Raw genomic sequence first — 15,400 nt, 5'->3', positions numbered from 1 at the left:
AGGTTCCATAGAATCCGCCAAAAGGGCTGGAGAATCGGCTCTTAAAGCTGTCTCTTACCGACCATATCGGCTTGAATATGGCGCAGATAGCTGGTTTCGGAAAAACTGACGCTTGCACACAACTCGGAGGGAACGCACATGACCCAATTGGCCGCCGGACAAGCCGCCCCGGACTTCACCCTCCAAACCGATACCGGAGCGCCCTTCACCCTCTCGGATCAGCGCGGTAAATCGGTGCTCATCTACTTCTACCCCCAGGCCGACACGCCGGCCTGCAATGACGAGAATCTTTCCTTCACCGCCCATGCTGACTGGTTCGCCGACCGCAACATCCTGCTTGTCGGCATCTCCCCCGACAGTGTTGAAAAGCTTGCACGTTTTCGTGCCGACTACTCACTTTCGCCCATCCTGCTTTCCGATCCTGATCACAAGGCCATCGGCCCCTTCGGCGTCTGGGGCGAAAAGACCAATTACGGCCGCACCTATCAGGGATTGATCCGCTCGACCTTCCTCATCGACGCCGACGGAAAGATCGCCAGGATCTGGCCCAATATCCGCGCCAAAGGCCATGTCGAACGCGTGGTCAAGGCCTTGGGTTAGCTCGCCATTAACCATAGAACGCCATAGTCCCCTCTGTGCGTTTTGCGTCTTTGGGGGCTATCAGTGCAGGCGGGCGATCAGTCCATTACGCTGGGCCGGCAGCAGGTCCGAGTGCGATCTGGCCGCCGCATCGGCGCTTACATCCTCTACATGGGGATCGTCACTGTTCTTCTCGTGTCTAATGCATTGACCGCACTGGTTCTTTATTTCACGCCTGAGATCAGCGCGTTAATGCGCGACGACAATTCGGCTCTGCTTGCTGCTTACGAGCAGCGCATCACCGAACTGCGGCTGGAAGTCGACCGGCTGCATTCGCGTCAATACGCGCAGATGGGCGATATGAACCTGCAGATGCACGAACTGGTCCAGCAGCAGGAGGTATTGTCCGAGCAGCATGAATATGTCCGGGCCCTCACCCAAATGGCGCGGGAAATGGGCATTGCCCAAGTCCCTGCTGCGACGGCCGATGTCACTGCTCCCACACCGCCCCTTTCGGGCGACACGGCCGCGCTGGCCGAAAGTCTGATCGCCATGCAGGAAGATACCCGCATGGCGCTCGTATCGTTGTCGGATGCTGCTACGCTGTCGGCCAATGACATTCTCACCCAGTTGCGGAGCGTCGGCATCGAGCCGGAACTGGCGGCAGAAGGTGTTGGCGGTCCGTTCATTCCCGCCCAGGGCGAAGGCCTTTCGATCATCGATGAAGCCAATGCCGTCGCCGATGCCCTCGCCCGCTATCAATCCGCACGACACGCCTTGCTGAAAGCTCCTGTGCAGACGCCCATTTCCGGCACGGGAACCGTGACCTCCAATTTCGGCAACCGCACCGATCCGTTCCTCAAGCGCGCCGCCTTTCACGCCGGCATAGACTTCCGCGCCAGCACCGGCACGCCAGTCCTCGCCGCCGCGAGCGGCACCGTGAAGTTTGCCGGCGGCAATGGCGGCTACGGCAATATGGTGGAGATCGACCACGGCAATGGCTATGCCACCCGCTACGCCCACTTAAGCCAGATCGCCGTTGCTATTGGCCAGACCGTCACAGGCGGCCAGCGCATCGGCCTTGCGGGTTCCACTGGCCGCTCGACCGGGCCCCACCTCCACTTCGAAGTCCGCCGGAGTGGCAGCGCCATCGACCCGACCCGCTTCATCGCCGCTGGCCGGGCGCTGGCTGCATATCTCTAATCAGGCATCCTCGGTATCCGTGCCCAGCCTCTGAGCCAACGAGGCTTCCATGAACTGGTCGAGATCGCCGTCGAGCACGTCCGACGGCGAGGTGCTCTCAACCTGCGTGCGCAGATCCTTGACCAACTGGTAGGGCTGCAGAACATAGGAGCGGATCTGGTGCCCCCAGCCGATTTCGGTCTTGGATGCAGCCTCGGCATTGGCCGCCTCTTCGCGCTTTTGCAGCTCGAGCTCATAAAGCCGCGCCCGCAACATGTCCCAGGCCTGCGCCCGGTTCTTATGCTGGGATCGCTCATTCTGGCACTGCACGACAATGCCGGTCGGGATGTGCGTGATCCGCACGGCTGAATCGGTGGTGTTGACGTGCTGTCCGCCCGCCCCCGAGGCGCGGTACGTATCGATCCGCACATCCGATTCGTTGACCTCGATATCGATCGAATCGTCGATTACCGGATAAACCCAAACGCTCGAAAAGCTCGTATGGCGCCGCGCCTGGCTGTCATAGGGCGAAATGCGCACCAGCCGATGCACACCGCTTTCGGTCTTGAGCCAGCCATAGGCATTATGGCCTTTGATCAGGATCGTCGCGCCCTTGATCCCGGCTTCTTCTCCAGCGCTGTATTCGATTGTCTCGACCTTGAAGCCCCGCCGCTCGGCCCAACGCGTATACATGCGGAACAGCATCTGCGCCCAGTCCTGGCTCTCGGTGCCACCGGCTCCGGAATGGACTTCCAGATAGCAGTCGTTGGAATCAGCTTCGCCCGACAGCAGCGTTTCCACGCGCATGCGCGCCGCCGTGCCCTGCAACTCGACCAGCGAACGCTCGGCCTCGGCCACGATCTCGCTATCGCCCTCGGCTTCGCCCAGTTCGATCAGTTCGATATTGTCGTTGAGACCCGATTCAAGTGTCCGCACGTCCGTGATGGCGACTTCCAGCGCCTGGCGCTCGCTCATCACTTTGCGGGCCTGGTCGGGATCATTCCAGAGATCACCCGATTCGGAACGGGCATTCAGTTCGTCGAGGCGTCTTTCGGCTGTATCCCAGTCAAAGATGCCTCCTCAGCAGGCTTAGGGCCTGCTTGATTTCGTCGACCGTCTTGAGAACGTCTGCGCGCATATCTCTTTCCGCGTATTCAAGTTCAGGGGTGACTTAACGGCATTGACCGGCACAATCAACCGCTGCCGGCCGATCAGAACAGCCCGCCGGGATTGAACGCCGGCTGCTGAGTCGCACCGGTCTGGATGTTGTCGAAGGCCTGGGAGTTGATGCCGATCACCGAGGTCGTGAGGTTCGGTCCCGTCCCCGGTTTGAACGCTTCCTCGACCCCCGAGCCTCCAGCCACGATTCCCACGCCCGTGACGGGATCGATCCAGTCCGTGTGCATGCCCGGCGGCATGCGGAACTGGGTGGGCGGAACACCTTCCAGAGCGGCTGATACGAAATCGGCGAAAATCGGCGCCGCCAGCTCGCCCCCCGTATAGCTCGAACCCATATTGCGCGGTGTGTCGTAACCCACATAAACGCCGACCGCGAGCTCGGGCGTAAAGCCCACAAACCAGGCGTCCTTGTAGTCGTTGGTCGTGCCGGTCTTGCCCGCCACCGGCCGGCCCACCGAACGCACGGCCGTGCCGGTCCCTCGCTGGACGACACCTTCCATCATCGACGTGATTTGATAAGCCGTCATCGGGTCAAGCACCTGCTGACGGGTATCAATGATCGTGGGAATACCCTGTCCTTGCCATTCAGGCTGCTCACAGCCTTCGCATAGCCGCTCATCGTGCTGGTAGATCGTTTCGCCATACCGATCCTGAATGCGGTCGATCAGCGTGGGGGTTATCTTGCGCCCGCCATTGGCGATGGTGGAATACGCCGCCGTCATGCGCAGCACGGTGGTTTCCCCCGCACCCAGCGCCATTGCCAAAACGTTCGGCATCTCGTCATAAACCCCGAACAACCGAGCATATTCCTCGATCATCGGTATGCCCAGATCCTGTGCCAGCCGCACCGTCATAACGTTGCGCGACAATTCGATGCCGCGCCGCAAGGTTTGCGGGCCATAGAACTGGCGCGCATAGTTTTCCGGCTCCCAGAAAGTGCCGTCGGCATTGGCGATCGACAGCGGCGCATCGAGGATAACCGAGGCCGGCGTATATCCGTTGTCCAGCGCCGCCGCGTACACGATAGGCTTGAATGAGGATCCCGGCTGGCGCATCGCCTGCGTGGCGCGGTTGAACTCGCTCTCGGCAAACGAGAACCCGCCGACCATGGCCAGAACACGCCCTGTGCGTGGATCCATGGCTACCAGCGCTCCTCCAACCTCGGGCACCTGCCGCAAGGTATAAACACCGTCCTCGCCCGCTACAGGCTCGACATAGACCACGTCGCCGACGTTCAAAAGTTCGCTCAGGGGCCGGCTTACCCAGGACACGGCCGATCCTGGCAGAGTTCCCGTCACGCGATCGGGGCTGACCCCGCCATCGACGTCGATCGTCGGCCGCAACCCGATGCGCGCGGAATTGTTCTCCATCTCGATCACTACGGCCAGCGTCCATTCCGGCACGTCCGAAAGAGGCGATACCTCCGCCAGCGCCTGCCCCCAATCGTCGCCGAGTTCAATGGTCGCCTCGACCGCATGGAAGCCTTGGCGCTGGTCGTATGCGATCAGCCCATCCATCAGCGCCTTGCGCGCATGGAGCTGCATTTGCGGATCGAGCGAGGTGCGCACGGACATGCCCCCGCCATAGAGGGCATCGAAGCCGTAGATCGAAGCGAGCTGCCGCCGCACCTCCTCGGTGAAGTATTCGGCCGAATAAAGCTGCGAGCCACCCTGGCGCGGGATGACGTTGAGATTTTCGGCCTTATAGACCTCGGCCTCATTGAGCGTGATATAGCCGTTCTCGGCCATGCGATCGAGCACCCAGTTCCGCCGCTCGATCGCCGCCTCAGGCTGCCGGAACGGATGGTAGTTTGACGGCCCCTTAGGCAGTGCAGCCAGATAGGCCGCTTCGGCATAGGTCAACTCATAGAGGCCCTTGTCGAAATAATTGAGTGCCGCCGCCGCCACGCCATAGGAATTGAGCCCGAGATAGATCTCGTTGAGGTAGAGCTCGAGAATCTTGTCCTTGGACATCGCATTCTCGATGCGAAGCGCAAGAATGGCCTCCTTGATCTTGCGATCCCATGTCTGGTCGGAGGTAAGCAGGAAGTTCTTGGCGACCTGCTGCGTGATGGTCGAAGCGCCGACGAGATTGCCCGCCCCGCCATCGATCGTCTGCATGACATTGTCGCGCGCCGCACGGAAAACACCGGCGATATCGATCCCGAAATGGGAATAGAAGTCCTTGTCCTCGGCCGACAGGAACGCCTCGATCACCATGGGCGGGATGGTCTCTACCGGCTGAAACAGCCGGCGCTCGCGCGCGAATTCGGCCAGTAGCGTCCCGTCTGCCGCATGCACGCGCGTGGTGACCGGCGGCTGATAATCCATCAGCACCGTATAATCAGGGAGATCCTCGCTGAGGGACCAAACATAGTAGGAAACTGCGCCCAGAACGATGACGCCGCAGAAAACGCCAAAACCGAACAACCAGCTTAAAAGTCGAACCATCCAATTCCCACGCGGGCTCGTGCCCAAAGCTTCGCACTGATCCCCGCGATTCCTACTCTAAAGCGTGTCCAGCGAAAGTGGAAACGGTTTTGCGGTTCGGACACGCGACATAACAAGGGGTTAGAACCGAGGATTTTAAGCAATCAAATCCTCAACGGTTCCAACAGAATCCCGCCGTCCGTGGGGATAAACCCCGATCTTGCCATCAAAACGGTGTGTCCATCCGCCTGCCCGGAAAGAACGATAGCACTCGACACCAGATCGGTGGAGACACGCCACAACCAGTGGCTCGAAGGAGACGGAACGGGCGATTTCTCGTGCCGTCCAAGCAAATACCTCAAGTTTCCCGAAGCGCTACCCCCGAATTCTCGCACAGCAATTATCTCATTGCCCGGTGCGCCGCCCGTCGAAATAAACAGCCACGCCCCGCGCCAGTGCGGCTGCCACGCGGTCCAGCCATGCATCGGTCGTAAGGTTCTGCGTGTCGTCCGAGTTCGAAAGAAATCCGAGTTCGATCAGGACGGACGGAATATCGGGAGAATTGAGAACGAAAAAGTCCGCTTGCCGCAGCGGGAAACGGCGCAGTTGCACGGAAGGCTCGAGCTGTTCGATCAGCGCCTGCCCCGCCAGATAGGACTGCCTCCGCGTTTCGCGGGCGAGAAAATCGACGAGAACGTCCACGGCGCCCTCATCCTCGGGCGGAGAAAACCCCGCCACGAGATCGGCCCGATTCTCATTTTCGGCAAGCACCCGATCTAGGTCACTGGTCGCAAGATCGCCGCGCGTATAGATCGAGGCCCCTCGCACATCGGCCTGATCGAAGGAATCGGCATGCAGAGAAATAAACAGGTCGGCCTGGTTCTGTCGCGCGAGCGCGACGCGCTCGGAAAGCGTCAGAAAGGCATCGGTATCGCGTGTCAGCGCCACGTCGAACCGCCCAGTTTCGACCAGCAGATTTTGTAGCTTGAGCGCGAAAGCCAGCACGATGTTCTTTTCCTCCAGGCCATTGGTGGCCCTGGCGCCGCCATCCACCCCGCCATGCCCTGGATCGATGACCACCAGCGGCCGCACGGCGTCGGTCGCCGTTGCGGTCTCACCGGGCGCCGTCTGCCGACCGTCGAGCGCCGTTTCCGTCGGGGTCGTTTCGACTTCGGCCTCCTCAGCCTGCGTGTCGCGCACATTTGCTGCGAAATTTTCCGCCGTATCAGGCACCAGGTCGATCACCAACCGCGCCGGCTGATCCTCGAAGGCATCGAGAATGTAAGATTGCTGCACTTGGGCAGGTCCGGCCAGCGAGAGCGTGACGCGAACTCTCTGGCTGCCCGGTGTGTCCACGGTATAGCTGGTGATCAATCCGTCTCCGGCCGGTTGATTAGTATCCTCGGCGTCGCCGGTCTGGGCCCGCAGTTCCACGACCACGCTCATCGGATCGGCAACCGTATGAACGGCAAATTCGGTGGGCGTTGTCAGGTCCAGTACTAGCCGTGCGCGGTCCTGAGTGGCCGTGACCCGGGAGTCGAGCAGCGCAGGCGGCGTTGCCGCGTTCGTATTGCCCGCCGCCTCGGCAGGAGCGGCCTCCTGCGCCGCGACCGGCGGCGCATTGAGGAACACACACACCAGGGCGAGAAAAATCAGCCTTGCACGCACTGCAGGAAAGATCATCGAAAACTCCAATTCGGGCGCACCTTATGCGATTCTCCGGCCAAATTAGGCAAGGACGTGATTTCCCCCCTCGCGATTGCAAGAAGGCGATCTTGAGCGGCAAAGCCATGGCAATCGCCTGTGCTGCGCTTGAACTTTCCCACCTCGAACGCCACATCCGACGCATCGGGTCGCCCGGCGATTGACTATTGCCAATTTGCAGGAACACCCGTAAGGACTGTAATTCGGTGCCAAAGAGTATGCGCCCAAGCCCATATCGCCTCCGGCGCGACAAGCCGGCTTAGCCGGGCATGTGACGCGCGACTTGCATCGATTTACGAATATCGGGCTTGCCGGCTTTGGTAACCCGAATGGCAGAACCGGAATGGCTCTGCCTCTCTAGGACGAGGTCGAATGGGTTTGTTTGCGGCAATCGGCACGATCGCTTTTCCGGCGCGCCGCTGCCCGCTGTCCCATTCCCTGACCCCTCCCCCATACCTCCCTGACGCCAACGGCGTCTCAACGATACTGTCATTCGCCTCGCATGGCGCCGGCGGTTTGCCAAGAAGGCAGGCCGGGTCCGGCGCGCGAGCGCGCGGAGTTCTATTTTATGGCCACGAAAAGAATGCTGGTGGATGCCACCCACCCGGAAGAAACACGGATCGTCGTTACCAACGGTAATAAGCTCGAGGAATTCGATTTCGAATCCGCCGAACGGCGGCAATTGCGGGGCAATATCTACCTCGCCAAGGTGACGCGGGTCGAACCCTCGCTCCAGGCCGCCTTTGTCGAATATGGCGGCAACCGCCACGGTTTCCTCGCTTTTTCAGAGATCCATCCCGACTACTACCAAATCCCCGTCGCCGACCGCGAAGCCCTGATGCGCGCCGAAGAGGAAGCGCACGAGGAAGACGTCGATGCTGCCGATGAGGAAGAGGTCGAAGCTGTCGAGGGTGAAGACGATCTCACTGAAGAAAACGGCGACGACGACCTCGATGCGCCGCGCGAGACCAAGAAGGTCGAGCAGATCGGTGAAGGCGACGCGCTCGAAGACCTGCAGGAGCGTCCCCGCCGCAATCTGCGCAAATACAAGATCCAGGAAGTGATCAAGCGCCGTCAGGTGCTGCTCGTCCAGGTCGTCAAGGAAGAGCGCGGCAACAAGGGCGCAGCCCTCACCACCTATCTTTCCCTCGCCGGCCGCTATTCTGTGCTGATGCCCAATACCGCCCGTGGCGGTGGGATTTCGCGCAAGATCACCAGTGCCGCCGACCGCAAGCGCCTCAAGGAAATTGCCACCGATCTCGATGTCCCCGAGGGCATGGGTGTCATTCTGCGCACGGCCGGTGCCTCGCGCACCAAGGCCGAGGTGAAACGCGACTTCGAATATCTGATGCGCCTTTGGGAGAACGTGCGCACCCTGACGCTCGAATCCTCTGCTCCCTGCCTCGTCTACGAGGAAGGGAGCCTCATCAAGCGCACCATCCGCGACCTTTACAACAAGGACATCACGGAAGTCCTCGTCGCCGGCGATGCCGGTTATCGCGAGGCCAAGGACTTCATGCGCATGATTATGCCGTCGCACTCCAAGAATGTGCAGGCCTATAAAGATGATGCGCCGATTTTCTCGCGTTACAACATAGAGTCCCAGCTCGACTCCATGTTCCATCCGCAGGTGACCCTGCCCTCGGGCGGTTATATCGTGATCAACCCGACCGAAGCGCTGGTTTCGATCGACGTGAACTCGGGCCGCGCTACAAAGGAACACAATATCGAGGACACCGCTCTCCAGACGAACCTGGAAGCGGCCGAGGAAATTTCCCGCCAGCTCCGCCTGCGCGACCTGGCCGGCCTCATCGTCATCGACTTCATCGACATGGAGGAGCGGCGCAACAACCGGGCCGTCGAGAAAAAGCTCAAGGACTGCCTCAAGAACGACCGCGCCCGCATCCAGGTCGGCCACATCTCCCATTTCGGGCTCATGGAAATGAGCCGCCAGCGCATCCGCTTCGGCGTATTGGAAAGCTCGACCCATTCCTGCCCCACCTGCGCGGGCACGGGTCTGGTCCGTTCGGTGTCCTCTCTGGCGCTGATGATCATGCGCGCTATTGAAGACCACGTGCTGCGCAAGCCCGGTCAGTCGATCAACGTCAACATGCCGGCCGAAGTCGCGCTTTACATCCTAAACACCAAGCGCGATACGCTGACGGCGCTCGAAGCCAAATACGGCCTTTCGATCACCATCTCTGCCCAGAGCGGCCTTGTCGGTTCTCAGTTCAACATCGAACGCGGTGAAACCCGCGCTCCGGTCGCCGCTGCGCCCGTCCAGCACATCCGCGCCGATGCAGCCTCGATCGAGGATTATGACGAGCCCGAGGTCGAGGAGGAGGCTACCGAAGAAGCCGAATCCGAACGCGAAGCCTCTGGAGAAAACCAGGGCGGACGCAACAAGCGCCGTCGCCGTCGCCGTCGTGGCGGTCGCGATAACGGGGCCGTCCAGGCGACCGAGCTTGCCACCCCCGATGCGGAATCCGGTGATACCGAGGACGAGCCCCGCGGCGAAGCGGTCTTTGCCGACGAAGACGACCAGCCGCGCAAGCGCCGTCGCCGTGGTCGCCGTGGTGGACGCCGCAACAAGCGCCCCAATGAGGGCGGCTTTGGCGAAGCCGTGGAAGAAGGCGGTGATGCCGAGGCCATGAATGCCGTAGAGGAACGCGAGCCGGCCGTGGCCGATAGCCTTCCCGCTCCCGACGCCGCGCCGGAAACGGTCACCGCCGCCGAAGCGCCCGCTGAGGAACCTGCGCCGGAAGAAAAGCCCAAGAAGGTCCGCCGCACCCGCAAGGCCAAGGCGGTTGACGCGTCCGCCGATGCTGTGGCTCAAGAGGCCGTCGAAAGCACAGAGCAGGCACCTGCTGCTGCCGAAGCCGCGCCCGAAAAGCCGGCCCGCAAGCCGCGCGCGCCACGCAAAAAGAAGGTCGAAGCCGAAACCGCCGCCGAACAGCCGGTAGAAGCACCCGCACCGGTACCGGCCGAACAGGAGACCGCTGCCGTTGCCGCGGAATCGGCAGAAGAAGCCGAGACGCGCGGCCGCCGCAAGAAGGTCGTCCCGGCTGACGAGATCGTCGTATCCTCTGCCAGCGAGGCAACAGAAGAAAAGCCTAAAAAGGTCGGCTGGTGGCAACGCCGCCTCGGGCTTGGTTAGAATGAAAACGCCCCGCCTAGCGGGGCGTTTTTTTTAGAGGCCTGGGAGTCGCTATTCTATCCCCAGGCGCCATGGGCGGAGGGGAGTATCGATGGCAGTGCGCAGCCGCGGCGGGGCGTCGGGCCCATTCCAATCGATCATATGTGCGCCGTGGCGGGCGAGATCGGTTGCGTCGATCACGAGACGTGCGGTGGCCCGGCACGCTTCGGGTGCGTCCATGCGCGCGATCACGATGTCGGCGACGCGGCAATCCTCGTCGAAGGCCGAGCGTGCGTTGACCAGCGCAACGGAATACCCCTGATCCGTCTCGAGCACACACCCCAAGCTGTCGCAACTGGTGGCCTCGTGCCCGTCGGCGATCGGCGTGATGTAGCGTTCGGACCATATGTTGGTGGCGAAGGTGCCGTTGCGGCCGGCGATCAGTGCCACGCTGTCATTGTGACGTATTGCAACCGCCTGGCTTTGATCGGCGATGAAGATGTCCGGCGCCCGTTCCATGCAGAACAGGGCGATGATCGGGACCACCAATAACGGCCCCGCCAGCCGCATTCTATCGCGGAAGTAGGCAAGCCAGGTCAGCCCGGCGAGTGTAACAACCAATGCGGCGGGCGCCAGAATAGGGCTCGGATCGAAGCCGCCACTCATTTCGCTGACAAATCCAGCGCACCAGAGCATCGTTTCGATGCTCCAGCCGAGCACAGCGTAAGGCAGGCCATCCAGACCGATAGGGATCAGCAATGTCCCAAGCAGCGCCGATGGCATCATCGCCAGGCTTACGACCGGGGTGACCATGAGATTGCCGACAACGCCGAATGGCGCGGTCTGCTGAAAATGATAGGCCGAGAAAACCACGGTGGCCAATCCGGCGACGAGGCTGGTCATGGCCACATCTACGGTCAGTCGGAACAGCTTGGCCCGGGCGGGCGCTTCACGCTCTTCCCGCCGCCGGCGTGCCAGTTCATAAGCGGCGATCAGGGCAACGACCGCGGCGAAGGAGAGCTGGAACGAAGCGCGGAATACGCTTGAAGGCTCGAAGACGACGATGATTAGGGCAGCAATCGCGACATTGCGCATGGTCAGTGCCTGGCGCCCGGCCATGATGGCTGCGAAAACCAGTGCCAGCATAATGGTCGAACGCACCGCCGGAATGACCATGCCGGAAAGCAGCATATAGGCCAGCGCCGTAACGATGCCGAAGCCAGCCGCGATCTTTTTGACGGACAACAGTTGCGGCACGCGATGGCTGAGCGCAAGAACGAAGCGTATGGCGGCAAACATCGTCCCTGCCACGAGGGTCAAATGGAGGCCGGAGATCGAGATCACATGCACGATACCGGCCTCGGCCATGACGTCATAGTCCGCCTCGCTGATCCGGCTCTGGTCGCCAGTGATGAGCGCGGCTGCAATTCCGCCGATCCTGTCGCCAAGCTGAGCGACTAGTCTGGCGGTGATCGCTGCTCGAATATCCTTGATGAACCGGCTCAATCCAGCTTCTTCCGCCGATGTGACGGAAACCTCGCCCAACACATTACCATACGCGCCGATACCATCGAAATAACTCACGAATTGAGCGTCATATCCTCCAGGAACCGCCGGTGCCGGAACGGGATAGAAGCGGATACGCGTTTCGATGACATCACCGGGTGAAACCGCATAGTCACCCTGGACGCTTACGCGGGCCAACCGGACGTCGGGCACCATCCACTCTTCGGATTCTCCTGAGGCAGCGACGTCCGAGAGAACCCAGCGTTGGTTTTCGCCGTCGTCGAAGATCACGGCGTCTACGCGGGCAGTGTAGGTTCCGTACCGCGCGGTCTCGAGCATCGATGTGCCGAACAGTGCGCCATGGATGGGCAGTAGCATCATTCCGAGCCCCGCCAACACGCCGAGCAGAGCCGGCTCGCGCACCTTTGCATCATTGCGTCCCACGATGGCGCAGGCGGCGGCAAGGAAGATGGTGACACTCAAGGTCAACAGCGTTGGCTCAGTCGGCAAGAGACGATAGACGATCAGCCCGGCGATCATCATAAAGGGCCAAAGGATCAGATTGCGTCTTTGCGTGGCAGCGTCGGAGACAGCGTCTGCCAGGGTGCCGATGAGGGTCGCGGATACCCGCAAGAGCTTGCCCGATGGGCCGACGCCTCGCTGCCCGTCGAAATTTCTGGCGACCGGAAAGTCAACCATCGTTGCGCACACCCCCCGCCCTTGCGCTCGGCGGATGCTATGGTACACACGGGGCCAACAAATCTCCAAGCGGTAAGCCTTATGTCCAAACCCGTCGTTACGCGCTTTGCGCCTTCTCCCACAGGTTTCCTGCACATCGGGGGCGCCCGCACGGCTCTTTTCAACTGGGCCTTCGCCCGGAAGATGGGAGGCACCATGCTGCTGCGCATCGAGGACACCGATCGGGAACGCTCGACCGATGCGGCCGTGGCGGCAATCCTCGATGGTATGAGCTGGCTCGGGCTCGATTGGGATGGTGAACCGATCAGCCAGTTCGCGCGCGCCGACCGGCACGCTCAGGTGGCGCTCAAATTGCTGCAGTCCGGCAACGCCTACAAATGCTATTGCACGCCCGAAGAGCTCACCGAGATGCGTGAAAAGGCGCGCGCCGAAGGCCGGCCGCCGCGCTATGACGGGCGCTGGCGCGACCGCGCCCCCTCCGAAGCGCCCGAGGGCGTCAACCCGGTCATCCGTATCAAGGCGCCGCAGTCCGGAGACATCGTGGTCAAGGACCACGTGCAGGGCGATGTGGTGTTCAAAGCCGAAAATCTCGATGATTTCATCATCCTGCGCTCGGACGGAACGCCGACCTATATGCATGCGGTCGTGGTGGACGATCACGATATGGGCGTCACCCACATCATCCGCGGCGACGATCACCTGACCAACGCCGCCCGGCAGATCGTCATCTATCAGGCCATGGGTTGGGACGTGCCCGAAATGGCGCATATCCCTCTGATCCACGGCCCCGATGGCGCCAAGCTTTCCAAGCGGCATGGCGCCATGGGCGTCGAAGCATATCGTCAGATGGGCTACCTCCCCGAAGCACTGCGCAACTATCTGGCGCGGCTGGGCTGGGCGCATGGAGACGACGAGATCTTTTCCACCGAGCAGATGGTGGAGTGGTTCTCGCTCGAAGCGCTCAACAAGGGCCCTTCCCGCTTCGACTTCGTCAAACTCGACAATCTCAACGGACACTATATCCGGTCGGCCGAGCCGTCCCGCCTCTACGACATCATGGTCGACACCGCGTCCGAAACCGGCCGGAACGCCGACTACGCCGGACTGGTCTCGAACAAGGACACAGTGCTGGCCGCGATCCCGGAGCTGCAGCCGCGCGCTAAAACAGTGCTCGAGTTGATCGATCTTGCCCAGTTCATCTACGCCGAACGCCCGCTGCCGATCGAAGAAAAAGCCGCTCAGTTGCTGACGGGGGAAAGCCTGGAGCATCTCACGGCGCTTACCGACGCCTTTGGTAGGCTCGATGAATGGACAGTGGAACGCCTCGACGCCACGGTTCGGACCTATGCTGAAGGCGTGGGGCTGAAGCTCGGTAAGGTAGCGCAGCCGCTTCGCGCGGCGCTTACGGGCCGCACCATTTCGCCCGGCATCTTCGAGGTGATGGTCCTGATCGGCAGGGACGAAAGCCTTGCACGACTGGCCGACGTAACACATGCACGTGCCGGCGCCTGAGTGGCGCCTGATCGCCAGCTTACCTATACGTCAAGAGCCATGACGCAGTTGCATGGCTCTGCAAATTCGGATACCCAAGCGAAGCATTTTTACGAAGTCGTTGTGCGTGCTCAGATCGGACGGGCCCTACTGCTCGCCACGGCGCTGAGCCGATGAACCGGGAGGCACTTCATGAGCGAAACTACGGCAAAGCTAACTCTGGGCGATGAGACCTACGAGTTCCCGGTGCTCAGCGGCACGGTGGGACCCGACGTGATCGACATCCGGTCGCTTTATGCCAAGACAGGTCTCTTCACCTACGATCCGGGCTTCACCTCGACGGCAGCCTGCGACAGCGCCATCACCTATATCGATGGCGACAAGGGCGAGTTGCTCTATCGCGGCTACCCGATCGAACAATTGGCGGCCAAGAGCTCATACATCGAAGTCTGCTATCTGCTGCTTTACGGGGAACTCCCCAGCAAGGCGGAACTGGCCGATTTCGAAAACCGCGTGACACGGCACACCATGGTGCATGAGCAGATGCACTATTTCTACCGCGGCTTCCGGCGCGACGCGCACCCCATGGCGATCGTCACCGGCGTGGTTGGCGCGATGGCGGCGTTCTATCACGACTCCACCGATATTTCCGACCCCATGCAGCGCGAGATCGCCTCGATCCGCATGGTCGCCAAGCTGCCGACCATTGCCGCCATGGCGTATAAATATTCGGTGGGACAGCCCTTCGTTTATCCGCGCAACGATCTCGATTACGCATCGAACTTCCTGCACATGTGCTTTGCCGTGCCGGCCGAGGAGTACAAGGTCGATCCCGTGGTCGCCAAGGCGATGGACCGCATCTTCACGCTTCATGCCGATCACGAACAGAATGCATCGACTTCGACCGTGCGGCTTTCGGGCTCGTCGGACGCCAATCCCTTCGCCTGCATCGCGGCTGGCGTTGCCTGCCTTTGGGGTCCCGCCCATGGCGGCGCCAACGAGGCCGCGCTCAACATGCTGCGCGAAATCGGTACCGTCGATCGCATTCCCGAGTTCATCGAGCGCGCGAAGGACAAGAACGATCCATTCCGCCTGATGGGCTTCGGTCACCGGGTCTATAAGAATTATGATCCTCGCGCCGCGGTGATGCAGGAATCGGCACGCGAAGTTCTCGAACTGTTGGGCGTTGAAAACAACCCCACCTTGCAGGTGGCCCAGGAGCTCGAAAAGATCGCGCTCGAAGATCCCTATTTCGTTGAGCGCAAGCTCTATCCCAATGTGGACTTCTATTCCGGCATCATTCTCGATGCCATCGGGTTCCCGACCTCGATGTTCACGGCCATTTTCGCACTGTCGCGCACCGTCGGCTGGATCGCACAGTGGAAGGAAATGATCGGCGATCCGCAGAAGAAGATCGGTCGTCCGCGCCAGCTCTATCATGGTGCCACGACACGCGACTACGTGGATATCGCGCAGCGCTAGATAGAGTGTGTCC

The 15,400-nt window shown here is 61.2% G+C and carries 9 protein-coding genes; 5 read left to right on the top strand and 4 right to left on the bottom strand.

Going from position 1 to position 15,400, the window contains the following annotated elements; translation table 11 throughout:
• The first annotated feature begins 138 nt into the window (after positions 1 to 138).
• Together NO932_RS08935 and NO932_RS08930 are read left to right on the top strand one after the other, a co-directional pair.
• The gene (locus NO932_RS08935) at positions 139 to 600 is read left to right on the top strand and encodes a peroxiredoxin (RefSeq protein WP_309210845.1); all 462 of its coding nucleotides are present in this window, start codon (positions 139 to 141) and stop codon (positions 598 to 600) included.
• A 63-nt stretch (positions 601 to 663) separates the two neighbouring features.
• Positions 664 to 1,782, top strand: a complete 1,119-nt coding sequence (locus tag NO932_RS08930) for a M23 family metallopeptidase (RefSeq protein WP_309210844.1) — start codon at positions 664 to 666, stop codon at positions 1,780 to 1,782.
• Here NO932_RS08930 and prfB read toward each other — a convergent pair.
• The 3 genes from prfB to NO932_RS08915 all read right to left on the bottom strand — a co-directional run bounded on the left by prfB (position 1,783) and on the right by NO932_RS08915 (position 7,052).
• A protein-coding gene (prfB, locus tag NO932_RS08925; protein ID WP_309161379.1) for a peptide chain release factor 2 occupies positions 1,783 to 2,899 on the bottom strand; the annotation gives its coding sequence in 2 pieces (ribosomal slippage) (positions 1,783 to 2,829 and positions 2,831 to 2,899; 1,116 coding nt in all).
• Positions 2,900 to 2,972: 73 nt separating this feature from the next.
• Positions 2,973 to 5,390 carry a penicillin-binding protein 1A gene (locus NO932_RS08920; protein WP_309210843.1) on the bottom strand — a complete coding sequence of 806 codons (2,418 nt, stop codon included), beginning with the start codon at positions 5,388 to 5,390 and terminating at the stop codon, positions 2,973 to 2,975.
• Positions 5,391 to 5,774: 384 nt separating this feature from the next.
• Positions 5,775 to 7,052 (bottom strand): N-acetylmuramoyl-L-alanine amidase, encoded by a 1,278-nt coding sequence (locus NO932_RS08915; RefSeq protein ID WP_309210841.1) that lies wholly within the window; start codon positions 7,050 to 7,052, stop codon positions 5,775 to 5,777.
• A 589-nt stretch (positions 7,053 to 7,641) separates the two neighbouring features.
• Between NO932_RS08915 and NO932_RS08910 the strand changes: the two genes are divergently transcribed.
• Positions 7,642 to 10,230: a ribonuclease E/G gene (locus NO932_RS08910; RefSeq protein ID WP_309210840.1), complete on the top strand. Its 2,589-nt coding sequence runs from the start codon at positions 7,642 to 7,644 to the stop codon at positions 10,228 to 10,230.
• Between the two features lie 51 nt (positions 10,231 to 10,281).
• On the opposite strand, the gene NO932_RS08905 is transcribed toward NO932_RS08910, so the two are convergent.
• Positions 10,282 to 12,414 carry a ComEC/Rec2 family competence protein gene (locus tag NO932_RS08905; protein WP_309210839.1) on the bottom strand — a complete coding sequence of 711 codons (2,133 nt, stop codon included), beginning with the start codon at positions 12,412 to 12,414 and terminating at the stop codon, positions 10,282 to 10,284.
• 81 nt (positions 12,415 to 12,495) lie between these two features.
• Here NO932_RS08905 and gltX point away from each other — a divergent pair, with 81 nt between their 5' ends.
• Positions 12,496 to 13,926, top strand: coding sequence for a glutamate--tRNA ligase (gene gltX, locus NO932_RS08900; protein WP_309210838.1), 1,431 nt, complete (start codon positions 12,496 to 12,498; stop codon positions 13,924 to 13,926).
• Between the two features lie 171 nt (positions 13,927 to 14,097).
• On the top strand, positions 14,098 to 15,387 hold the full coding sequence (gene gltA / locus NO932_RS08895) for a citrate synthase (protein ID WP_309210835.1): 1,290 nt from the start codon (positions 14,098 to 14,100) through the stop codon (positions 15,385 to 15,387).
• Positions 15,388 to 15,400 lie beyond the last annotated feature (13 nt).

It is taken from the genome of Pelagibacterium sp. 26DY04, from assembly GCF_031202305.1.
Taxonomy (GTDB): domain Bacteria; phylum Pseudomonadota; class Alphaproteobacteria; order Rhizobiales; family Devosiaceae; genus Pelagibacterium.
This window is presented reverse-complemented; position numbering and strand designations above follow the sequence as displayed.

Bases quoted from the DNA above. Each gene is read 5' to 3' on its own strand.
- NO932_RS08915 (WP_309210841.1), bottom strand. From the start codon at position 7,052: ATGATCTTTCCTGCAGTGCGTGCAAGGCTGATTTTTCTCGCCCTGGTG.
- gltA (WP_309210835.1), top strand. From the start codon at position 14,098: ATGAGCGAAACTACGGCAAAGCTAACTCTGGGCGATGAGACCTACGAG.
- NO932_RS08910 (WP_309210840.1), top strand. From the start codon at position 7,642: ATGGCCACGAAAAGAATGCTGGTGGATGCCACCCACCCGGAAGAAACA.
- NO932_RS08920 (WP_309210843.1), bottom strand. From the start codon at position 5,390: ATGGTTCGACTTTTAAGCTGGTTGTTCGGTTTTGGCGTTTTCTGCGGC.
- NO932_RS08935 (WP_309210845.1), top strand. From the start codon at position 139: ATGACCCAATTGGCCGCCGGACAAGCCGCCCCGGACTTCACCCTCCAA.
- gltX (WP_309210838.1), top strand. From the start codon at position 12,496: ATGTCCAAACCCGTCGTTACGCGCTTTGCGCCTTCTCCCACAGGTTTC.
- NO932_RS08905 (WP_309210839.1), bottom strand. From the start codon at position 12,414: ATGGTTGACTTTCCGGTCGCCAGAAATTTCGACGGGCAGCGAGGCGTC.